16 protein-coding genes and 4 tRNA genes are annotated in these 21387 nt (G+C 59.3%); 8 read left to right on the top strand and 12 right to left on the bottom strand.

Going from position 1 to position 21387, the window contains the following annotated elements; all coding sequences use genetic code 11:
• Positions 1–4: 4 nt before the first annotated feature.
• Positions 5–1429: a 3-isopropylmalate dehydratase large subunit gene (gene leuC, locus Q6A51_RS17895; protein ID WP_095066918.1), complete on the bottom strand. Its 1425-nt coding sequence runs from the start codon at positions 1427–1429 to the stop codon at positions 5–7.
• Positions 1430–1578: 149 nt separating this feature from the next.
• Here leuC and Q6A51_RS17890 point away from each other — a divergent pair, with 149 nt between their 5' ends.
• Positions 1579–2448, top strand: a complete 870-nt coding sequence (locus Q6A51_RS17890; RefSeq protein WP_095066917.1) for a LysR family transcriptional regulator — start codon at positions 1579–1581, stop codon at positions 2446–2448.
• A gap of 107 nt (positions 2449–2555) precedes the next feature.
• Positions 2556–4730 carry a putative bifunctional diguanylate cyclase/phosphodiesterase gene (locus Q6A51_RS17885; RefSeq protein ID WP_304575393.1) on the top strand — a complete coding sequence of 725 codons (2175 nt, stop codon included), beginning with the start codon at positions 2556–2558 and terminating at the stop codon, positions 4728–4730.
• A gap of 42 nt (positions 4731–4772) precedes the next feature.
• Here the strand turns inward: Q6A51_RS17885 and Q6A51_RS17880 are convergent, their stop codons facing one another.
• The 10 genes from Q6A51_RS17880 to uvrB form a co-directional block, all read right to left on the bottom strand.
• Positions 4773–5216, bottom strand: coding sequence for an Hsp20 family protein (locus Q6A51_RS17880; protein ID WP_304575392.1), 444 nt, complete (start codon positions 5214–5216; stop codon positions 4773–4775).
• Positions 5217–5328: 112 nt separating this feature from the next.
• Positions 5329–6288, bottom strand: a complete 960-nt coding sequence (locus Q6A51_RS17875) for a tRNA dihydrouridine synthase (RefSeq protein ID WP_304575391.1) — start codon at positions 6286–6288, stop codon at positions 5329–5331.
• 29 nt (positions 6289–6317) lie between these two features.
• The gene (locus Q6A51_RS17870; protein WP_304575390.1) at positions 6318–6776 is read right to left on the bottom strand and encodes an acyl-CoA thioesterase; all 459 of its coding nucleotides are present in this window, start codon (positions 6774–6776) and stop codon (positions 6318–6320) included.
• A gap of 111 nt (positions 6777–6887) precedes the next feature.
• Positions 6888–7427: a TetR/AcrR family transcriptional regulator gene (locus tag Q6A51_RS17865; RefSeq protein ID WP_304575389.1), complete on the bottom strand. Its 540-nt coding sequence runs from the start codon at positions 7425–7427 to the stop codon at positions 6888–6890.
• Between the two features lie 204 nt (positions 7428–7631).
• Positions 7632–7707: transfer RNA gene (locus tag Q6A51_RS17860), tRNA-Glu, on the bottom strand.
• A 45-nt stretch (positions 7708–7752) separates the two neighbouring features.
• Positions 7753–7828 (bottom strand) — tRNA-Ala (locus tag Q6A51_RS17855).
• Between the two features lie 52 nt (positions 7829–7880).
• A tRNA-Glu gene (locus tag Q6A51_RS17850) sits at positions 7881–7956 on the bottom strand.
• Positions 7957–8041: 85 nt separating this feature from the next.
• Positions 8042–8117: transfer RNA gene (locus Q6A51_RS17845), tRNA-Ala, on the bottom strand.
• Between the two features lie 178 nt (positions 8118–8295).
• Entirely contained in the window at positions 8296–9777 is a 1482-nt protein-coding gene (gene gltX, locus Q6A51_RS17840) for a glutamate--tRNA ligase (protein ID WP_201002603.1), read from the bottom strand.
• A gap of 152 nt (positions 9778–9929) precedes the next feature.
• Entirely contained in the window at positions 9930–11945 is a 2016-nt protein-coding gene (uvrB, locus tag Q6A51_RS17835) for an excinuclease ABC subunit UvrB (protein WP_201002605.1), read from the bottom strand.
• Between the two features lie 344 nt (positions 11946–12289).
• Between uvrB and Q6A51_RS17830 the strand changes: the two genes are divergently transcribed.
• The 6 genes from Q6A51_RS17830 (at position 12290) to Q6A51_RS17805 (ending at position 19512) form a co-directional block, all read left to right on the top strand.
• Complete coding sequence (locus Q6A51_RS17830; protein WP_201020426.1) at positions 12290–13486, top strand: amino acid aminotransferase; 1197 nt, start codon at positions 12290–12292, stop codon at positions 13484–13486.
• 189 nt (positions 13487–13675) lie between these two features.
• Complete coding sequence (locus tag Q6A51_RS17825) at positions 13676–14092, top strand: hypothetical protein (RefSeq protein ID WP_201002608.1); 417 nt, start codon at positions 13676–13678, stop codon at positions 14090–14092.
• 175 nt (positions 14093–14267) lie between these two features.
• Positions 14268–14762 (top strand): hypothetical protein, encoded by a 495-nt coding sequence (locus Q6A51_RS17820; protein ID WP_201002610.1) that lies wholly within the window; start codon positions 14268–14270, stop codon positions 14760–14762.
• Between the two features lie 201 nt (positions 14763–14963).
• Positions 14964–16136, top strand: a complete 1173-nt coding sequence (locus Q6A51_RS17815; RefSeq protein WP_221607172.1) for an efflux RND transporter periplasmic adaptor subunit — start codon at positions 14964–14966, stop codon at positions 16134–16136.
• Entirely contained in the window at positions 16137–18110 is a 1974-nt protein-coding gene (locus Q6A51_RS17810; RefSeq protein WP_201020428.1) for a MacB family efflux pump subunit, read from the top strand.
• A gap of 7 nt (positions 18111–18117) precedes the next feature.
• The gene (locus tag Q6A51_RS17805) at positions 18118–19512 is read left to right on the top strand and encodes an efflux transporter outer membrane subunit (protein ID WP_304575388.1); all 1395 of its coding nucleotides are present in this window, start codon (positions 18118–18120) and stop codon (positions 19510–19512) included.
• Positions 19513–19658: 146 nt separating this feature from the next.
• Here Q6A51_RS17805 and pvdP read toward each other — a convergent pair whose 3' ends face one another.
• Positions 19659–21302, bottom strand: coding sequence for a pyoverdine maturation tyrosinase PvdP (gene pvdP, locus Q6A51_RS17800; RefSeq protein WP_304575387.1), 1644 nt, complete (start codon positions 21300–21302; stop codon positions 19659–19661).
• Positions 21303–21387: the final 85 nt, after the last annotated feature.

The following is a 21387-nucleotide window of genomic DNA, read 5'->3' as shown; positions in this document are numbered from 1 at the left end:
CTCCTTAGTGCTGGATCAAGTCACGGACATCGATGAAACGACCGTTGACCGCTGCCGCTGCCGCCATCGCCGGGCTGACCAGGTGAGTACGACCACCGGCACCCTGGCGTCCCTCGAAGTTACGGTTCGAGGTGGAGGCGCAATGCTCGCCGGAACCCAAACGGTCCGGGTTCATGGCCAGACACATCGAGCAGCCCGGCTCACGCCATTCAAAACCGGCTTCGATGAAGATCTTGTCCAGACCTTCCTTCTCGGCCTGCTCCTTGATCAGGCCCGAACCCGGAACCACGATGGCCTGCTTGACAGTCGCAGCCACCTTGCGGCCCTTGGCGACATCCGCCGCGGCGCGCAGGTCTTCGATCCGCGAGTTGGTGCAGGAGCCGATGAACACGCGATCCAGCTGAATATCGGTGATCGGCTGGTTGGCTTTCAGGCCCATGTATTTCAAGGCGCGCTCGATGGAGCCACGCTTGACCAGATCCGCTTCCTGGGCAGGATCGGGCACGTTCTGATCGACGGCCAGCACCATTTCAGGCGAAGTACCCCAACTGACCTGCGGCTTGATCTGCGCAGCGTCCAGCTCGACCACAGTGTCGAACACCGCATCAGGATCGGAAACCAGGTCCTTCCAGGCCTCGACAGCCAGGTCCCACTCTGCGCCCTTGGGCGAGAACGGACGACCCTTGACGTATTCGACGGTTTTCTCGTCGGTGGCCACCATGCCGACGCGAGCGCCCGCTTCGATGGACATGTTGCAGATGGTCATGCGGCCTTCGATGGACAGGTCACGAATCGCGCTGCCAGCGAACTCGATGGCGTAACCGTTGCCGCCTGCCGTACCGATCTTGCCGATGACCGCAAGCACGATGTCCTTGGCTGTGACGCCAAACGGCAACTGGCCTTCGACCGATACCAGCATGTTTTTCATTTTCTTGGCGACCAGGCACTGGGTCGCGAGCACGTGCTCGACCTCGGAAGTGCCGATGCCGTGGGCCAGCGCACCGAATGCACCGTGGGTCGACGTGTGCGAGTCGCCGCAAACGACACTCATGCCCGGCAAGGTAGCGCCCTGCTCCGGGCCAACCACGTGAACGATGCCCTGACGCGGGTCGTTCATCTTGAATTCGGTGATGCCGTATTCGTCGCAGTTGTCGTCCAGGGTCTGGACCTGCAGACGCGAGACTTCGTCTTCGATGGCACCGATACCGCCCTTGCGCTCCGATGTGGTCGGAACGTTGTGGTCCGGGGTCGCAATGATGGAGTCGATGCGCCATGGTTTGCGCCCGGCCAGACGCAAGCCTTCGAAGGCTTGTGGCGAGGTCACTTCATGGATGATATGGCGGTCAATGTAGATCAGCGCCGAACCATCGTCGCGCTGTTTGACCAAATGCGAATCCCAGAGCTTGTCGTAGAGCGTTTTGCCGGCCATCGGACGTACTTCCTCATCAGCTTTCTTTCTATGCCTTGGGCAATCGGACATCGATGACCCCTTGGCTTGTGCGGACAATGCTATGGAATATGCTTAAATAACTCAAATTCATATTTTTTATGCTTTGGATAACCAACTGGAATCCGACCATGGATCTCGCCAACCTCAACGCCTTTATCGCCATTGCCGAAACCGGCAGCTTCTCGGGAGCAGGCGAACAACTGCATCTGACCCAGCCAGCCATCAGCAAACGCATTGCCGGTCTGGAACAACAATTGAATGTGCGCCTCTTCGATCGCCTGGGCCGGGAAGTCAGCCTGACCGAGGCTGGCCGCGCCCTTCTGCCTCGCGCCTATCAGATTCTCAATGTCCTGGATGACACCCGCAGGGCACTGACCAACCTCACTGGCGAAGTCACCGGCCGTCTGACCCTGGCTACCAGTCATCACATCGGCCTGCACCGTTTGCCGCCTTTATTAAGGGAGTTCACTCGCGCCTATCCCGAAGTGGCACTGGACATTCAGTTCCTTGATTCCGAAGTGGCCTATGAAGAGATTCTCCATGGCCGCGCAGAACTGGCGGTCATAACCCTCGCCCCCCATCCACACGCACTGGTGCGTGCCGTGCCGGTCTGGGATGACCCCCTGGATTTCGTCGCCGCGCCGGAACACCCGCTGACCAACAGCGGCCCGATGAAACTCGAAGACATCGTGCGCTATCCGGCCGTATTTCCCGGAGGCAACACCTTTACCCACCACATCGTCAGCGGCCTGTGCGAAGCCCAGGGCCTCAAACCGAATATCGCCATGAGCACCAACTATATGGAAACCATCAAAATGATGGTTTCCATCGGTCTGGCCTGGAGCGTTCTGCCGCGCACCATGCTCGATGAACAGGTGGCGCGCATTCCGTTGCCAGGCGTGCAACTCAATCGCCAGCTAGGCTACATCCTGCACACCGAGCGCACGCTCTCGAATGCCGCCAAGGCGTTCATGGCGCTCCTGGATGCCCAGGCCTGACAGCCGGCCGTTTATTTCCAAGACAGAACACCGTAACCCTGATATATGGGTTACATGATGTAACTCGATCGTTTTAGTGGCTTTATTCGTTAAAGGCTCGTGATCACATGTCCATCCCAGTAGATAGCTCCTCCCTGACGCACATCAGTGCGCAACAAACGTTAAAGGAACTGCGCGACCGTCTGGAGATGGCTCTGGGGGCTGCACAGATGGGAACCTGGGACTGGGACATTCCCAGCGACATGCTGCATGCATCGGCGCAGGCAGCACAGTTGCACGGGATGCCAGCACTGTCATTCCACGACAGCCTGCATATCTTTTTCACTGACGTACCTGTCGAAGAGCGCAACCGCATGCGCCAGGCGTACAACGCCATGCTCGACAGCCAGAGCGACCACTTCCAGATCACTTACCGGCTGCAACTGAAAAATGGCGCACCCCGCCTGCTGGAAGGCCGCGCCCGTCTGTATCGGGATGAAAACGGCGCGCCGCTGAAGCTGTCCGGCACCTTGCTGGACATCACCCAGCAGCATGCCCGCTCGGCGTTATTGGCCAGCGAGGAGAAATTCGCCAAGGCGTTTCACTCAAGCCCCGACTCGATCACCATCACCGAACTGGAATCGGGCCACTATATAGAGGTCAATGACGGTTTCTGCCGCCTGACCGGCTTCACCAGCCAGGAAGTACTGGGGCGCACAGCCTATGAAGCGGGACTCTGGGTAGAACCGGACCAGCTTCAGCAACTGATTGATCAACTGCGCAAGGAAGGACAGCTCCACCATATGGAAATGAACGGGCGCCACAAGAATGGCACCCCTCTCGTTCTCGATGTATCGGCCGAGTGCATCACGCTGGATGCAACCGCCTGCCTGCTGGTGACAGCACGGGACATCAGCCAGTTGAAATACGCCCAGGCCCAGGTCCAGCACCTTGCCTATCACGACCCGCTGACCAACCTGCCCAACCGCGCCATGCTGATGGAAAGGCTCAGCCAGCAACTCGCTCAGCTCAAGCAGGACAACCTGCGCGGTGCCCTGCTGTTTCTGGACCTGGACCACTTCAAGCACATCAACGATTCGCTGGGTCACCCGATGGGCGACTGCGTACTGACCATCGTGACCGCCCGCCTTGAAGCCAGCGTACGCCTTGAAGATACCGTCGCACGCCTGGGCGGCGATGAGTTTGTGGTACTGATTGGCGGCCTTGAAGGTTCACGGCATGAAGTCGCCACTCAAGTGCAGGAACTGGCCGACAACCTGCGCAAGCTGCTGGCAGAACCCATGTTCATCGACCGGCAGCGGCTGCAAGTGACACCGAGCATCGGTATTGCCCTGATCCCCGATCACGGCTCGAACCCCGCCGATATCCTCAAGCGTGCCGATATTGCGCTGTATCGCGCCAAGGACTCCGGCCGCAATGCCGCACAGCTATTCCACCGCTCCATGCAGAAAGCTGCCAGCCAGCGCCTGCGCATGGAGAACGACCTGCGCATGGCGCTGACCCGCAACGAACTGCACCTGTACTACCAGGCCCAGGTCAACACCCAGAGCGACAAGATCATTGGCGCGGAAGCCTTGCTGCGCTGGCAGCATCCCGATTACGGTCTGCTGGCACCTACACAGTTCATCCAGATACTCGAAGAAAGCGGGATGATTCTGGAAGTCGGTGGCTGGGCGCTGGAAGAGGCCTGCAAGGTCGGAGGCAAGTTGTTGCAACAAGGCCTGCTGCCGCTGAACGAATTCCTGCTGGGCGTGAACATCAGCCCGCGCCAGTTCCGCCAGACCGACTTTGTCGAACAAGTGGAAAGCTGCCTGAAACGCCATCGCCTGCCGCCCACCATGCTCAAGCTGGAAATCACCGAAGGCATTGTCATCCAGAACCTGGACGACACCATCGCCAAGATGCTTCGCCTGAAAAAGATCGGCGTCAGCTTTGCCATGGATGATTTCGGCACCGGCTATTCATCCCTGACGTATCTCAAGCGTTTGCCGGTAGACGTTCTGAAGATCGACCAGTCGTTCGTCCACGAAGCCGCCACCGACCCCAACGATGCCGAGATCGTTCGAGCCATCGTGGCCATGGCCCAGAGCCTCAATCTGAACGTCATCGCCGAAGGGGTGGAAACCATCGAGCAACTGGCGTTTCTCGAACAACTGGATTGCCACACCTATCAGGGCTACCTGTTCAGCGAACCCGTGCCCCATGCGGAGTTTGAAGCCTTGCTGCGACTGGAAAGAGGATTGCCCGAAAACAACATGCACTCCCTGCTGGAGCAGGAATAGAAAAAAGGAAGGCATCCGCGGGATGCCTTCCTGTACCTGACATTAATGCTGCAGAACTTTCTGCTGATTGATGGGGATACGCTTTGGCTTGGCCTCTTCAGGCACCAGCCGGATCAGATCGATATTCAGAAGGCCGTGGGAAAGGCTGGCATTCTTGACTTCGATATGGTCCGCCAGGCGGAAGGACAGCTTGAACTCTCGCCGGGTAATGCCTTGGTGCAGATAGGTAATACCTTCGACTTCATCACCCCGCCTGCCCGCACTGACGGTCAGCACGCCGTTTTCGATCTGCAGTTCGAAATCCTCTTCCTGCATGCCGGCAGCCGCAATCACGATGCGATAGTGATCGTCGGAGTGCTTTTCCACGTTGTAAGGCGGATAACTGCTGGTTGAATCATTTCGGGCCACGGACTCGAACAAGTCATTGAAGCGGTCGAAGCCCACTGAATGGCGAAAGAGTGGGGCCAAAGAGAATGCAGTTGCCATAAATGGTTCTCCTTAATCAGTGAGACGGTAGTCATGCGATCCGTATCCGGTATCGCTTAACCACCAAATTAAGGTCTGCCCTGCAGATTTCAAGAGCCGTTTTTTACAGCGTTTACGACCGTTCGTCGGGAGAAAAACCGATCAATGCACTGATCCGGTCGCAGTCCGTTTCGCGGCGCAGGGTATCGAACATGACAACCGCCTGCGGGTAGCTCTTGGTCAATAGCACCAGCCATTGCTTGAGACGTCCGGGCGCCTGGACCAGAGTCATCTTGGCCAGGCAATCCTTCCAGAAAGTGCGCAACATCGGCTGCAGCTCGGCCCAGGTCATCTCGACAACCTCTTCACCCGCATTCGCCGCAGCGATCTGCCGGGCCAGATCCGGACGTGCCACCAGCCCGCGACCGATCATGATGTCCCGCGCACCGCAAATCTCCTTGCAGCGCCGCCAGTCATCCACCGTCCAGATCTCGCCATTGGCAACCACAGGGACCTTGACCACTTCCTGAATCCTGGCAATCCACTCCCAATGGGCAGGCGGCTTGTAGCCATCGACCTTGGTCCGGGCATGAACCACGATCCGCTCGGCACCGCCATCCACCAGCGCTCGCGCACAATCCAGGGCACCGTCGGTATTTTCGTAACCCAGACGCATCTTGGCAGTGACCGGAATGCCCTTGGGCACAGCACGTCGCACATGGCTGACGATGGAGTGCAGCAGCTCAGGCTCCTTGAGCAGGATCGCACCGCCACGAGATCGGTTGACGGTCTTGGCCGGGCAGCCGAAGTTCAGGTCCAGCACCGGCGCGCCCAGCTCACAGGCAAACGCGGCATTTTCTGCCAGACAGACAGGGTCCGAACCCAGCAATTGCAGGTGCAACGGCACACCTGCCGCTGTCTTGGCATCAGTGTGCAGCTCCGAGGCCAGCTTGTAGAAATAGGCGGCAGGCATGACCCGCTCGGTCACCCGGATGAACTCGGTCACGCACCAGTCAACGCCGCCGACGCGGGTCAACACATTACGCAGGATGTCGTCGACCAACCCCTCCATGGGCGCCAGAGCAATTTGCATGGGTCACACTCGAAAAAAAGTCCGGCAGTTTACTGCCCGGCGGCGGGATTTGGAATGTCGCCCGACATGGCAGCCCCATAACCCTCAATAAACTCGCCGGGCATGCGCTTGGGCTTGCCGCTGGACAACTCGATACAGACAAAGGTGGTCTGGGCGCGCAGCAGGGTCACGCCGTCCACCGGACGCCTCAATTGAAAGCAGCGGGTCATTTTCAGACGCTTGTCCCAGTCGACAATCCAGGTGGCCAGTTGCAGTTCGTCATCTTCGTAGGCGCTGGCCAGGTAATCGATTTCATGCCGCACCACCGCCATGGCCCGGTCCAGACGCCGATACTCGCTCAGGTCCAGCCCGAGATGCTGGGAATGCCGCCAGGCGCAGCGCTCCAGCCAGGAAACATACACCGCGTTATTGGCGTGTCCCAGGCCATCGATATCATCGGCTGCCACATTGAGGTCGATCACAAAAGGCGTTGCCCGATCCCAGACCATACTTGCTCCTGTTGTCGCGAAGGGAATGCCCTCTATATCCCTGCACCGACGTCTTCGCGGACGAATCCGCTCCTACGCACAGCTGCACCGGACAAGTTGGCAAAGGTCAGTCTAAACCACTGCCGACTTGGCCGCCCGCAACACACGATCCGACAACTCTCCGGTGCCCAGCGCACGGGCCAGCACCAGACCGCCCACCATCAGAGCGAGGTCAGCCAGGGCCTTGTCCGCCTCTTCAGGGTTCGAGGACAATTGCGCCACCATCAACTCCACATGCTCGGCCAAGGCCGCCTGAAAGCCTTCCGGCAAGCGCGGCACGTCCCCCGCCGTAGAAGGGAGCGGACACGCTTCATCGGTGGCGTCGCGGTGCTTGCGTGACAGATAGAACGCTGCCAGCAAGGCACGCCGTTCATGACAGGGAAGCTGCTCATCGATTTGAGCAATGGAAGACCGTCGCTGCTTCAACAGTCGGTCGAAGGCCTCAAGCATGAGCGACTCCTTGCTATCGAAGTGGGCATAGAAACCACCCACCGTCAGCCCGGCAGCACTCATGATCTCATTGACGCTCGGCTGCTCCAGGCCACGACTGATCATGGCCGCGCTGGCAGCATCGAGAATCCGCTCACGAGTTTGCGCTTTTTTATCTGTCATGCCGACCTCCAGAAATTACGCAGATAATATTATTCGCATAATCCCGAATGACAAGCGCAACGCGGCTTATCTGCCGAAGACAGAGAAGTTGCCTGAAAGGAAAAGAGGAAGTGGCAGCAGAGCGGGCGAAATTAAAACAGGCCCAAAAAACAAAAGGGCCATTCAATAATCGAATGACCCTTGGTCTCGCATAGCGAGAAATCGTGGCGTCCCCTAGGGGACTCGAACCCCTGTTACCGCCGTGAAAGGGCGGTGTCCTAGGCCACTAGACGAAGGGGACGCAAAACCTTCGAGCAGATTCGCTAACAGCGAACCCTGGCAAAATTGGTGGAGCTAAGCGGGATCGAACCGCTGACCTCCTGCATGCCATGCAGGCGCTCTCCCAGCTGAGCTATAGCCCCGGATTTATCGCCTCGCGGCGGAGATCAACCTTGCGGCATCACTCTTTGAAAATGGCGTCCCCTAGGGGACTCGAACCCCTGTTACCGCCGTGAAAGGGCGGTGTCCTAGGCCACTAGACGAAGGGGACAAAACCTTCTTTCGTACATGACCGGCGCTGGTTCCGGTCATCGTACTGTTTCAAGGTAATGTAGCCGACCTTGAAACTCTTTGTTTGGTGGAGCTAAGCGGGATCGAACCGCTGACCTCTTGCATGCCATGCAAGCGCTCTCCCAGCTGAGCTATAGCCCCACATCAGTGGACGGGGCGCATGTTAAGCGTGAGTCGCTAACCTGTCAAATTTATTTTCAACATTTTTGAAAATTTTTCGTCGACATAACAAACACTTAACGCTTCGCCCCCGAAAAACCGAGGTCGAATCGACCACTGTGCGCCCTGCCCTGCGAGCGCACAGTGATCCTCTACTGCATCAGGCTATGGCGCCCAGCAGTTTTTCCCACTCCTTGTTTTCCTTCTTGGAAACGCCACCGAGCAGATCGATGGCCTGACGCAGACGGAAACGAGTGAGGTCCGGACCGAGGATTTCCATCGCATCGAGCACCGAAACCGAACTGGCCTGCCCGGTAATCGCAGCGAACATCAACGGCATGGCATCGCGCAACTTCAGCTCCAGATGATCGACGACGGCCTGGATACAGGCCGTGATCGGGTCCTTCTCCCACTGACGCAGGGACTCAAGCTTCCAGAGGATCAACTGCATCAACTGGCGGACCTGATCGCCCGACAGCTTCTTGTGCTCGAACAGCTTCGCATCCGGCGTCACGCCGCCCGCGAAGAAGAAGCTGGCCAATGGCGCAATCTGGCTGAAGGTTTCGACACGACCCTGAACATGGGGCGCGATCTTCATCAGGTATTCGGGGTTCAGCGCCCAGTTCTGCACCCGGCTGGCAAACTCTTCGACAGGCAGCTCGCGCAGCCACTGGCCATTGAGCCAGGACAGCTTCTCGATATCGAATATCGGACCGCCCAGGGAGACACGGGACAGGTCGAAGTTATCGACCATTTCCTGCAGAGAGAACTTCTCGCGCTCGTCCGGCATCGACCAGCCCATGCGACCCAGGTAGTTGAGCATCGCCTCGGGCATGAAGCCCATGCGCTCGTAGAACGTCACCGACGTCGGGTTCTTGCGCTTGGACAGTTTGCTCTTGTCGGGGTTACGCAGCAGCGGCATGTAGCACAGCTGCGGTTTGTCCCAGCCGAAGTACTCATAGAGCAGAATCAGTTTCGGCGCGGACGGCAGCCATTCTTCACCACGCAGTACGTGGGTGATGCCCATCAGGTGGTCATCGACCACGTTGGCCAGGAAGTAGGTCGGCAAGCCATCGGTCTTCATCAGCACCTGCATGTCCATGCGATCCCAAGGGATCTCCACTTCGCCACGCAGAATGTCCGGCACCACGCAAACGCCTTCGGTCGGCACTTTCATGCGGATGACGTGCGGTTCGCCTGCATCCAGACGACGTTGCACTTCCTCCTTGGAGAGCAGCAAGGCACGACCGTCATAGCGCGGCGTCTCGCCCCTGGCCATCTGTTCGGCGCGCATCTGGTCCAGCTCTTCAGCGGTACAGAAGCAAGGGAAGGCATGACCAAGATCGACCAGTTGCTGAGCGTACTTCTGATAAATCTCGCCCCGCTCGCTCTGCCGATACGGACCATGAGGCCCGCCAACATCCGGACCTTCGCTCCACTCAATGCCCAGCCAGCGCAATGCATCGAAAATCTGCTGCTCTGACTCGCGAGTCGAACGCAACTGATCGGTATCTTCGATACGCAGGATGAACTCGCCACCGTGCTGCTTGGCAAAGCAGTAGTTGAAAAGCGCGATGTAGGCGGTGCCAACGTGGGGATCGCCAGTGGGTGATGGCGCAATGCGAGTGCGAACGGTGGTCATGAAAAATTCCGAAATAGATCGATCAAGCGCGGAATCTTAACAGGCGCTCCAGCACGGGTAAAAGCTTCGCGGGCAAGCCCCTTCCCACGAAACTTGCACAAGGCTGAAGTGGGAGGGGCCTTGGCAGCGACAGAGGCGGCCCCAATACCCCATCAAACTGCCAATAACCGCTCGCGCAATTTGGCGATCTCGTCGCGCATCTGCGCCGCGGCCTCGAACTCCAGATCCCGGGCCAACTGGTACATCTTCTCTTCCAGTTGCCGGATACGCTTGGTGATTTCGCTGGGCGAACGCAGTTCGTTCTCGTAGCGGGCATTTTCTTCGGCGGCCTTGGCCATGCCTTTGCGTTTCTTGCTGCGCGAACCGGGGACCGTCGCGCCTTCCATGATGTCCGCCACGTCCTTGATGACGCCCTTGGGCGTGATGCCATGGGCCAGGTTGTGGGCGATCTGCTTTTCACGACGCCGCTCAGTCTCGCCAATGGCCCGCTCCATGGAGCCTGTAATACGGTCGGCATACAGAATCGCCCGACCATTGAGGTTACGCGCGGCCCGACCAATGGTCTGGATCAGGGAGCGTTCGGAACGCAAAAAACCTTCCTTGTCGGCATCGAGAATCGCCACCAGCGACACTTCCGGCATATCCAGGCCTTCACGCAGCAGGTTGATCCCCACCAGCACATCGAAAGCCCCAAGACGCAGATCGCGGATGATCTCGACGCGCTCAACGGTATCGATGTCCGAGTGCAGATACCGGACCCGCACCCCATGGTCGCCCAGGTAATCGGTCAGATCCTCGGCCATGCGCTTGGTCAGGGTCGTGACCAGCACCCGTTCCTCCAGCGCCACACGCTTGGTGATTTCCGAGAGCAGGTCATCGACCTGAGTCAGCGCCGGACGAATCTCGACCTGCGGGTCCACCAGCCCTGTCGGGCGCACCACCTGCTCGATGATACGCCCCGCATGCTCGGCCTCGTAATTGCCGGGCGTGGCCGAAACGAATATGGTCTGCGGGCTGACCGCCTCCCACTCGTCGAAACGCATGGGCCGGTTATCCAGCGCCGAAGGCAGCCGGAAGCCATATTCCACCAGGGTTTCCTTGCGCGAGCGGTCGCCTTTGTACATCGCGCCGACCTGCGGCACGCTGACGTGGGATTCATCGATCACCAGCAAGGCGTCAGGCGGCAGATAGTCGTAAAGCGTGGGCGGCGGTGCTCCCGACGGGCGGCCCGAAAGATAGCGCGAGTAGTTTTCGATGCCGTTGCAGTAACCCAGCTCCAGAATCATTTCCAGATCGAAACGGGTTCGCTGCTCCAGACGCTGGGCTTCCACCAGCTTATTGTTGTTGCGCAGGTATTCCAGACGCTCCTGAAGCTCGACCTTGATGCCTTCCATCGCTTCAAGCAGCGTCTCGCGCGGCGTTACATAGTGACTTTTGGGGTAGAAGGTAAAACGCGGCAGCTTGCGAATCACCTCCCCTGTCAGCGGATCGAACGCCGACAGGCTCTCCACTTCGTCATCGAACAGTTCGACGCGGATCGCCTCCAGATCGGATTCGGCCGGGTAGATATCGATGACATCGCCACGGACCCGGAAGGTCGCCCGGGCAAAATCCATGTCATTGCGGGTGTATTGCAGGTCCGCCAGACGGCGCAGCAAGGCCCGCTGGTCGAGTTTGTCGCCACGGTCGATATGCAAGACCATGCGCAGATAGGTTTCCGGGCTGCCCAGGCCATAGATGCAGGACACCGTGGTGACGATGATGGCGTCCTTGCGCTCCAGCAGAGCCTTGGTCGCGGAAAGACGCATCTGCTCGATATGGTCGTTGATCGAGGCATCCTTCTCGATGAAGGTGTCCGACGACGGCACATAGGCTTCAGGCTGGTAGTAGTCGTAATAAGAGACGAAATATTCCACCGCGTTATTGGGGAAGAACGTCTTGAACTCGCCATATAGCTGGGCTGCCAGGGTCTTGTTCGGCGCCAGGACCAGCGTCGGGCGCTGCACCTGGGCAATGACGTTGGCAATGCTGAAGGTCTTGCCCGAGCCGGTCACACCCAGCAGGGTCTGATGCGCCAGCCCGGCCTCGATCCCTTCCACCATCAGGCGAATGGCCTCGGGCTGATCGCCGGCTGGCTCAAAACGGGTGACGAGCTGAAACTCGGACATGACCTACCTCTTGATTCGTTCGCGCAAAGGGTTCGTCTGCGCAGAGCCTACACGCAAAAACGAAATCACCGCCAACGCCCGATCCCGCCGGGAAGGACGTGCAGTGCTTGAAGTGATGCAGTGTAGATGGAGCCATATACTCATCTTTCAAGTCATCGATTGCCTATCGAATAGACGAACGTTGTCCCATAAGCCGGAAAAACCTTGAAAAAACCTGTTACGCCCTGTCGCTCCCGGAGTGGATGCTCTTTATACTGACTCCCCGTTTGTGCACCGCTCTGGCGCATTCTGTCGGAGCATGCACTGCACTCCCCTTCACTCTTCATTCAGAGCTGCCGCAAACAATGAGCCTGTTCTCCGCTGTCGAAATGGCGCCCCGCGATCCGATCCTGGGTATCAACGAAGCATTCAACGCCGACACCCGCACCACCAAGGTCAACCTTGGCGTGGGCGTCTACTGTGACGAAGACGGGCGCATTCCGCTGCTGCGCGCAGTTGCCGAGGCCGAGAAGATTCGCGTGGCACAACACGCTCCTCGCGGCTACCTGCCAATCGACGGTATCTCGGCCTACGACCTGGCCGTGCAGAAACTGCTGCTGGGTGCCGACTCGCCACTGATCGCCTCCGGCCGCGTGCTGACCACCCAGTCCGTCGGCGGTACTGGCGCTCTGAAAATAGGCGCAGACTTCCTCAAGCGCCTGCTGCCAAATGCCGTAGTCGCCATCAGCGACCCAAGCTGGGAAAACCACCGTGCCCTGTTCGAAGCGGCGGGCTTCGCGGTTCAGGACTATCGCTACTACGATGCTCCGACCCACGACGTCAACCGTGCCGGCATGCTCGAAGACCTGCAAAACCTGCCGAACGGTTCCATCGTTGTGCTGCACGCCTGCTGCCACAACCCGACCGGCGTCGACCTGACTCTGGAAGACTGGAAAAAGGTTCTGGAAGTGGTCAAGTCCAAAGGTCACGTACCGTTTCTGGACATGGCTTACCAGGGCTTCGGTCAAGGCATCGACGAAGATGCACTGGCAGTCCGTCTGTTCGCCGATTCGGGCCTGACCTTCTTCGCCTCCAGCTCGTTCTCCAAGTCCCTGTCGTTGTACGGCGAGCGTGTCGGCGCACTGTCGATCATCACCGAGTCGAAGGAAGAGACCGCCCGCGTCCTGTCCCAGGTCAAGCGCGTGATCCGCACCAACTACTCCAACCCGCCGACCCACGGCGCAATCATCTCTGCTGCGGTCCTCAATGACCCGGCACTGCGTGCCATGTGGGAAGAAGAACTGGGCGAAATGCGCGTGCGCATCCACGGCATGCGCAAAGCCATGGTCGAGCGTCTGGCCAACAACCCGGCCGGTCAGGACTTCAGCTTTGTCGGCCGTCAGTGCGGCATGTTCTCCTACTCGGGCCTGACTGCCGAACAGGCTCAACGCCTGCGCAACGAGTTCGGTATCTACGCTCTGGATACCGGCCGTATCTGCGTGGCAGCACTGAACCAGAAGAACATCGACGCGGTCTGTGACGCGATCAAGCAAGTGCTGTAAATCTGCACTGCAACATGAAAGGGAAGCCGGGCGAGAATCCGGCTTCCTTTTTTTGTACCTGCAAAAAACACCTCAAGTTATTTCCGGCAGGGCCGCTAATCTGTCCGTGGTTTTCTGGATGAAAGCCCACATGGACAAGCAGGCGATATCGCCTGCATCAGAATGTATTCAGGACAATACGGAGATTACATGAAGTTCAAATCTTTCAAACTCCCCTTCACTGCAGCAGCCCTGGCCCTGTCGCTGAGCCCACTGGCATCGATGGCGGCCGTCATTGAAGTCACCATGCAGAACAACACGCCAAAGACCTTGACGCTTGTTTCTTCAACCAGCGGCTTCCCGTCCACTCTGGCTCCTTATCAAACCGTCACGTTCATCGCGCCATCCGGCTTCAGCAGCAGCGATGTGCAGGCTGATTATGCGAGCGGCCAGTCCACCGGCGGATGCCGATTCCAGGCAGGCCACAAGGAATATTCGACCGGCCCGCAATACACCAGCAGCGCCAAGGGTTACGGACAACTCTCGGATGGTGCCTGCTATGAATACGTTTCCAAGAAATGGTCGGCACCTTACAACTACAAAATCCATTTCATGATGTCGCAGTAAGTATTGGCGCACGCCGATTAGGACAACAAGGGAAGCAGACGCAAGTCTGGCTTCCCTTTTTCATGAGTGTGCTCCTGTAAAACCGCAACGCTTTGAGCATGGAAAAACAACACAACACCTTATTTACAAACTGCGTATCACTTCTTTGATTTCAGGTCAGGCATTGGAGCGTTTTATGGCCACAGTAGAATTTTACTTCCAGACACAGAACGCATGGAACATGGGACCTGCCTGCGGCACCACCATCACGAATTCAAGTAACCCGGCACCGGCTACCACCGCCTGCATATATATCATTCATAACACCCATGAGAACTCAACCTATGTGGGCTATGCCGATAATGCCTTTGACAGATGGAAAAGCCGTACGGAAGTCTTCCATATCATGGGCATACCCAATGCCTATGCGAAAAACATCTTGTGCGCCTATTGCCTGCCGACCGTGTCGGGCGGGCACTCCATGTATCTGAAAGGGGCCAACAACTGCGAGCACCTTCTGGTTCGCGCCGTGGCCAATGGTTTACTGGGGAAAACCACTAATACCAACTCCCAACTTGCCACTCTCCCTTTCAGTAATTCAACGGCGACGAAAGTCCAGGTCTACCTCCCTAGTGACCCCTGGGGAAAGCTGGAAGGTAGAAAACAAGACAATGTCGGGCTTTTTTATTGATTGCGACGCAAAACAGAAAGCCTGGGTGGTATGGGCTCCTGTTACCCATACCACCCCCCTTCTGGAGCCTTCCGACAAAAGACACGGCGCCCTTACCTGCTGACTCATACCGCTAAATTCCCGCCCCCGCTCCTCGTTTAATGGACAGTTCCCGTGGCCGTCGCCTGCCGACGGGCTGAATTCTCCAAGCAGGAACCCTGCATGAAACGCTCTCGACACCCTGGACGCGCCGTCCTTCTGGCGCTGTGCATGTTTCCGGTCATCGCCGTATGCGCCTGGCAAATCATGCCTTCGGGCAACAACGATGCAGCCACCGCGCTCGTCACCCGCAGCGACATTCAAAGCAGCGTGACGGCGCTGGGCACTCTGCAACCGCGCAGTTATGTGGATGTGGGTTCCCAGGCCACCGGCCAGATCATGAAGATCCACGCGCAGGTCGGCGATCAGGTCAAGGAAGGCCAGTTGCTGGTGGAGATCGATCCGTCCACGCAAAAGGCCCGGCTCGACGCCGCACGCTATGCCATTGAGAACCTCAAGGCGCAACTTCAGGAGCAGCGTGCCCTGCACGAACTGGCCCAGCAGAAACAGCAGCGTCAGAGAAGCCTGGCTGCCGGTGGTGCCACTCGCGCCGAGGATGTGCAGGCCGCCGAATCCGAGTTTCGCGCCACTCAGGCACGGGTCGACATGTTCAAGGCGCAGATTCTCCAGGCCCAGGCCAGCCTGCGCAGTGACGAAGCCGCGCTGGGCTACACCCGCATCTACGCGCCGATGTCCGGCACCGTGGTCGCGCTGGATGCACGGGAAGGCCAGACCCTCAATGCCCAGCAGCAGACACCGCTGATCCTGCGCATCGCCCGCCTCTCGCCCATGACCGTCTGGGCCGAGGTGTCCGAAGCCGATATCGGCCACGTCAAACCCGGCATGAACGCCTACTTCACCACCTTGAGCGGCGGTACCCGGCGCTGGAGCAGTACGGTGCGGCAGATTCTCCCGGTGCCGCCCAAGCCTCTGGAGCAAGCCAATCAGGGTGGCGGCAGCCCGAGCAGCTCGGGCAAGAACGGCAGCGGCCGCGTGGTGCTCTATACCGTGTTGCTGGATGTCGATAACGCCGATCAGGCACTGATGGCGGAAATGACCGCGCAGATCTTCTTTGTCGCCAATAGCGCCCAGAACACCCTGACCGCTCCTCTTGCCGCCCTGAAAAGCGGACCACAGGCCGATCTGCAGACCGCACGGGTTCTCACCGCCAGCGGCGACATACAGAACCGTGAAGTCCGTACCGGCATCAGCGACCGTTTGCGGGTGCAGATTCTCGAAGGGCTGAATGAAGGTGACCGGCTGTTGATCGGCCCGTCCATCGGCAGCGGAGGCTGAATGCAAACGCCGCTGATCGACCTGCGGGATATCCGCAAATCCTACGGGGGTGGCGACAGCCCGCTGGTCAACGTGCTGCGAGGGATCGACCTGTCGATCCATGCCGGCGAGTTTGTGGCCATTGTCGGCGCCTCCGGCTCGGGCAAGTCGACCATGATGAATATTCTCGGCTGCCTCGACCGCCCAAGCTCCGGGCAATATCTGTTCGCCGGAGAGGATGTGGCCGGGCTGGACAGCGACGAACTGGCCTGGTTGCGGCGTGAAGCCTTTGGCTTCGTGTTTCAGGGCTATCACCTGATTCCGTCGGGCTCGGCCCAGGAAAACGTCGAGATGCCAGCCATCTACGCCGGAACACCCGCTGCTGAACGCCATGCCCGCGCCGCCGCCCTGCTCGACCGACTGGGGCTGGCCTCGCGCACCGGAAACCGCCCGCACCAGCTATCCGGCGGCCAGCAGCAACGGGTTTCCATCGCACGGGCGCTGATGAATGGCGGGCATATCATCCTCGCCGACGAACCTACCGGCGCACTGGACAGCCATAGCGGCGCAGAAGTCATGACCCTGCTGGACGAACTCGCCAGCCAGGGGCATGTGGTGATTCTGATCACCCACGACCGGGAAGTCGCCGCCCGCGCCAGGCGCGTCATTGAAGTCAGTGACGGCCTGATCGTCAGCGATACGGCATCCGGCAACCCGCAGGCACAAGCCCCGACCAATCCGGCCGCCTTGCAGGCCGTCGACCTGCGCCAGCGCCTGAGCGAAGGCAGTACCCGCAATGGCGCCTGGAAAGGTGAATTGCTCGATGCCATCCAGGCCGCCTGGCGGGTGATGTGGATCAACCGGTTCCGTACCGCACTGACCTTGCTGGGCATCGTGATCGGCGTTGCCTCGGTGGTGGTCATGCTGGCGGTGGGCGAAGGCAGCAAGCGTCAGGTCATGGCGCAGATGTCGTCCTTCGGCTCCAACATCATTTACCTCAACGGCAAGTCCCCCAGCCCGCGCACTCCCAAAGGCATCATCACGCTGGAGGAAGTCGCCGCACTGGGCGAACTGCCCGAGGTGAAAATGATCATGCCGGTCAATGGCGGACAGGCAGGCGTGCGCTTTGGCAATGCCGATCACTCCAGCTACGTGGGCGGCAACGACACGCACTTCCCGGCCATCTTCAACTGGCCGGTGGTCGAAGGCAGTTACTTCACCGAAGCCGACGAAAGAAACGCAGCAGCCGTGGCAGTGATCGGCCATAAGGTCCGGCAAAAGCTGTTCAAGGATATGGCCAGCCCCATCGGCCAGTACATCCTGATCGAGAACGTGCCCTTCCAGGTGGTTGGCGTCCTGCAGGAAAAAGGCGCCAGTTCCGGCGACCTGGACAGCGACAACCGCATTGCCATCCCCTACTCCTCGGCCAGCATCAGGCTGTTCGGTACCCAGAACCCGGAATACATCGCCATCGCCACCAAGGATGCCGGCAAGGTCAAGGAAGCCGAACGTTCGATCAATGACCTGATGCAGCGCCTGCACAACGGCAAGAACGATTATGAACTGACCAACAACGCCGCAATGATCCAGGCCGAAGCCCGGACCCAGAACACCCTGTCGCTGATGCTCGGCTCGATTGCCGCCATCTCGCTGCTGGTGGGCGGTATCGGCGTAATGAACATCATGCTGATGACCGTACGGGAACGCACTCGGGAAATCGGTATCCGCATGGCCACCGGCGCACGCCAGGGCGACATTCTGCGTCAGTTCCTCACCGAAGCCGTGATGCTCTCGGTGGTCGGCGGGCTGGCTGGCATCGTACTGGCCCTCGGCATGGGCGCAGCGCTGCTGCTCGGCAAGATCGCCGTGGCGTTTTCGCTGTTTGCCGTTGTCGGGGCCTTTGCCTGTGCATTGGTGACCGGCGTGGTCTTCGGTTTCATGCCTGCCCGCAAAGCTGCCCGGCTCGATCCGGTTGCAGCCCTAACCAGCGAATGATCTATCGATGAAGCCAACCCTCACCTTGCTGACCTGCTGCCTGCTGCTGGCGGCCTGCAACACTTCTACACCCTCCATCGACAGCGGCATCCAGCCACCGCCAAGTTGGGAATTCGCCCAAGGCGCCGCCTTGCAGCGCACTGATGCTCAGTGGTGGCAACAATTCGGCAGCCCGGACCTGAACCGCCTGATCGAACAGGCCCGGGTCAACAGCCATGAAGTCGCCGCCGCCATGGCCCGTGTACGTCAGGCTCAGGCAACGGCGACCATCGCCGGAGCACCCACGCGCCCTGAACTCACTTACGACATCCGGGGCGAGCGCAACAAGTTCCTGCGCAGCAGCGACCGCAAGGCCAGCCCTTCGGATGACAACAATACCGACGCCTTTACCACCAGCCTGACCGCCAGTTACGAAGTGGATTTCTGGGGTGGCGTATCGGCTGCTCGCGACAGTGCGCTACAGAGCCTGAAGGCCAGTGAGTTCGACAGGGCTACGGTGGAACTGACCCTCCTCAGCAGCGTGGCCGATCGCTACGCGCAAACCCTGTCAGCCAGAGAGCAGAGCCATATCGCCGAGCTGAACCTGGCCAATGCCAGGAACGTGCTGAGACTGGTGCAGACTCGCTACGACTCGGGTTCCGCCACGGCACTGGAACTGGCTCAGCAGAAGAACCTGGTTGCGACTCAGCAACGTGAACTGCCGCGTATTCAGCAACTGGCCAATGAGCAACAGATCACCCTCGCTGCCCTCCTCGGCCAACCCGTGCAACATCTGCAGTTGGGCAATCAGGATTTCGAGAACCTGAGCTGGCCACAGATCGGCACAGGGCTGCCCAGCGAACTGCTGACCCGTCGTCCTGACATCGCCAAGGCCGAAGCCGAACTGGCCGCCGCCCAAGCCGATGTCACCGTAGCCCGCGCTGCCCTGCTGCCCAAACTGACCTTGAGCGCTACTTTAGGCACGGAGGTGGTTCGGGCCGAAGACTGGCTGCGAGCGCCCTTCAGCAGTCTGGCTGCCGGCCTGACCGGACCGATCTTCAATAACGGACGCCTGAGCGCAGAGCGCGACAAGGCCACGGCCCGTCAGGAAGAACTGCTGGAAACCTATCGCGGCGCGATCATCAACAGCTTCGCCGACGTGGAGAAAGCCTTGAACAGCATCAGCGGCCTGGACCAGCAAAGGTACTGGCACGACGAAGAACTCAAACAGGCCCAGACCGCATTCCGCATCGCCCAGAGCCGTTACGAGGCTGGCGCGGAGGATTTGCTGACCGTGCTGGAAACCCAACGCACGCTGTATCTGGCCCAGGATGTGAGCGTGCAGCTTCGGCTGTCGAGGGTGCAGGCAAGTATTGCGTTGTACAAGGCCCTGGGTGGCGGTTGGACACAAACCCTTCACTAATGTCTCGCGAATAAATTCGCTCCTACAGATTTGCACCGTACTAGAGTAGGACCGGATTTATCCGGGAAAGGGCCTGTACATCCGCCGCATCTTTATCTGAAGAAATAATGCCTTCCCGAATAAATTCGATCCTACAGATTCAGGAATCAAACCCCGCCAAACCACTTCTCCGGCAGCAGGTTCCTCGCATACCACGGCCGACGCGGCACGCGGCGCAGGAGGTTACCGAGCTTGTCATCAGCCGCAAAAGTAATGCGCAGCGCCAGTTTCATGACCTCCGGTTCCATTTCCATGGTGGTCCCGGCATTCAGGCCCGGTGTGGTGCTGCATCCATGAGTCTGCGGGCCGAGCCAGGGATCGCTGATCTCAACCCAGCGCCCCGGCGCGAACCATGGCACGCCATTGACCTCAAGACGGCTCACCTCTCCCGGATGAAAGCGCTCATGGGCACGGAACCAGTCGTCGATCCGGTCATCGATCCAGCCATGGAACATCCAGAACACCGGATGCACATGGGATGAAAACGGGTCAGCGAGAAAGTCGTTTTCCGGCTCGAACCAGCGTGCCGCGAAATCCGCCGAGTCACGGGCCATGGGCACCGGCTCGCCATTTGAAGGGTCTCGCGCAACGGACGCCCAGCGCATGTGCAACCAGTCATGCAGCTCCAGCTCAACCTGGGAACCGAACTGGCCAAGGGTCAGTTTCGACAAGAAGCGCGGGTCCCGGTATTGGGATTCCCACGCCTGAAAATGCGTGCTGAATGTCTCGTCGCTTTTGATATCGCTGACCAACTGGCTATATTCCGCATCGCCATTGGCCTGCCAGGGCGGTGGCAACGCGCAGCCATCGTGATTATCGAAGTAACGGGCAAAGCCCTGACGATCCCGCTCCAGCTCCGGTTGCGGCAAGGGAAAGCGCGGCCAGGAAGGAAGCTCCTGAAACTGACGGGCCTGAATCAGCATGTGCCGATGCATATAGAAAAAGTCGATGCCCGAGCCATTACGGTCCTTGCGCTCACCACGGGCATCGCGCTCCTTGTCTCGCGGACCTGGCTGCCAGCCGATACCGCGCAGGGCATTGCGTTTTTCTTCGGGCAGGCGATGCCACTTGTCGCGGCTGGCATGCCAGAGCTGGTGAAACAGGCGATGCTCCTTTGAAACCAGCCAGGCCAGAAACGGCGGCGTCAGCCCGATACGGTCACGGGCTTCGGGGAACACTTGCTTGGTGGCAATAAAACGATTTTCCAGCTCAGGCAACGCCAGCGGACGATCCAGACGCTCGATGCGCCCACTCAAGGTGCCGCTGCCCGCATTACCGAAGCTGCCCCAGACTTCATCCAGAACCATGCTGAATTCATAGTCCGGCGCATCGCTTTGCGGGCTGTCATCGAGATGGCCGTCAATGACCCGAAAATACAGCTTCGAGGCGTCGGCAGAACGCAGGTCGCCGATCACCCGAAAGCGCGGCTCAGCCTCGCCACGCAGACGCTCAGCGGTGTCGATATAACCCCGCAGGCCACGACCACGCGGGGCAATGTCCAGGAACATTTCCAGGCCCTTGAGCGGTGCTCCGGCCAGTCCAGCATCACGCCCCTCGAAACGGATATCCCATATCCCGCGCAGCTTATCGGCCAGCCTCTGGGTGGCGGTGTCGGCCGCTGCGGCAGTCGCTTCCCCCGGTGTAACGGGCTCTTCGACGCGCGTGAGTTCGCGATGTGCGTAATAAGCAGCCGGTACCGCAGCACCGGTCAGCGCCAGGCCCGCTATAAAACCTCGTCGAGAAATCGTCATTGCCCTACCTGTTAACGCCCCGAAACGGTCTTTATCCAAGCTAGGACGTAGCATCGACGGAGAAATTTAGGGGCAGAACCGCGAA

Source organism: Pseudomonas serbiensis, from assembly GCF_030580745.1.
Taxonomy (GTDB): Bacteria; Pseudomonadota; Gammaproteobacteria; order Pseudomonadales; family Pseudomonadaceae; genus Aquipseudomonas; species Aquipseudomonas serbiensis.
Note: the sequence above shows the minus strand (reverse complement) of the source record. Positions and strands in the feature narration are given on the sequence as shown.

What these genes read in the sequence shown, in the direction of transcription:
- Q6A51_RS17825 (WP_201002608.1), top strand. Translation starts at nt 13,676, where the DNA reads ATGAAGTTCAAATCTTTCAAACTCCCCTTCACTGCAGCAGCCCTGGCC.
- Q6A51_RS17805 (WP_304575388.1), top strand. Translation starts at nt 18,118, where the DNA reads ATGAAGCCAACCCTCACCTTGCTGACCTGCTGCCTGCTGCTGGCGGCC.
- pvdP (WP_304575387.1), bottom strand. Translation starts at nt 21,302, where the DNA reads ATGACGATTTCTCGACGAGGTTTTATAGCGGGCCTGGCGCTGACCGGT.
- Q6A51_RS17820 (WP_201002610.1), top strand. Translation starts at nt 14,268, where the DNA reads ATGGCCACAGTAGAATTTTACTTCCAGACACAGAACGCATGGAACATG.
- Q6A51_RS17870 (WP_304575390.1), bottom strand. Translation starts at nt 6,776, where the DNA reads ATGGTCTGGGATCGGGCAACGCCTTTTGTGATCGACCTCAATGTGGCA.
- leuC (WP_095066918.1), bottom strand. Translation starts at nt 1,429, where the DNA reads ATGGCCGGCAAAACGCTCTACGACAAGCTCTGGGATTCGCATTTGGTC.
- Q6A51_RS17890 (WP_095066917.1), top strand. Translation starts at nt 1,579, where the DNA reads ATGGATCTCGCCAACCTCAACGCCTTTATCGCCATTGCCGAAACCGGC.
- Q6A51_RS17865 (WP_304575389.1), bottom strand. Translation starts at nt 7,427, where the DNA reads ATGACAGATAAAAAAGCGCAAACTCGTGAGCGGATTCTCGATGCTGCC.
- Q6A51_RS17830 (WP_201020426.1), top strand. Translation starts at nt 12,290, where the DNA reads ATGAGCCTGTTCTCCGCTGTCGAAATGGCGCCCCGCGATCCGATCCTG.
- Q6A51_RS17815 (WP_221607172.1), top strand. Translation starts at nt 14,964, where the DNA reads ATGAAACGCTCTCGACACCCTGGACGCGCCGTCCTTCTGGCGCTGTGC.
- gltX (WP_201002603.1), bottom strand. Translation starts at nt 9,777, where the DNA reads ATGACCACCGTTCGCACTCGCATTGCGCCATCACCCACTGGCGATCCC.
- Q6A51_RS17875 (WP_304575391.1), bottom strand. Translation starts at nt 6,288, where the DNA reads ATGCAAATTGCTCTGGCGCCCATGGAGGGGTTGGTCGACGACATCCTG.
- Q6A51_RS17880 (WP_304575392.1), bottom strand. Translation starts at nt 5,216, where the DNA reads ATGGCAACTGCATTCTCTTTGGCCCCACTCTTTCGCCATTCAGTGGGC.
- Q6A51_RS17885 (WP_304575393.1), top strand. Translation starts at nt 2,556, where the DNA reads ATGTCCATCCCAGTAGATAGCTCCTCCCTGACGCACATCAGTGCGCAA.
- Q6A51_RS17810 (WP_201020428.1), top strand. Translation starts at nt 16,137, where the DNA reads ATGCAAACGCCGCTGATCGACCTGCGGGATATCCGCAAATCCTACGGG.
- uvrB (WP_201002605.1), bottom strand. Translation starts at nt 11,945, where the DNA reads ATGTCCGAGTTTCAGCTCGTCACCCGTTTTGAGCCAGCCGGCGATCAG.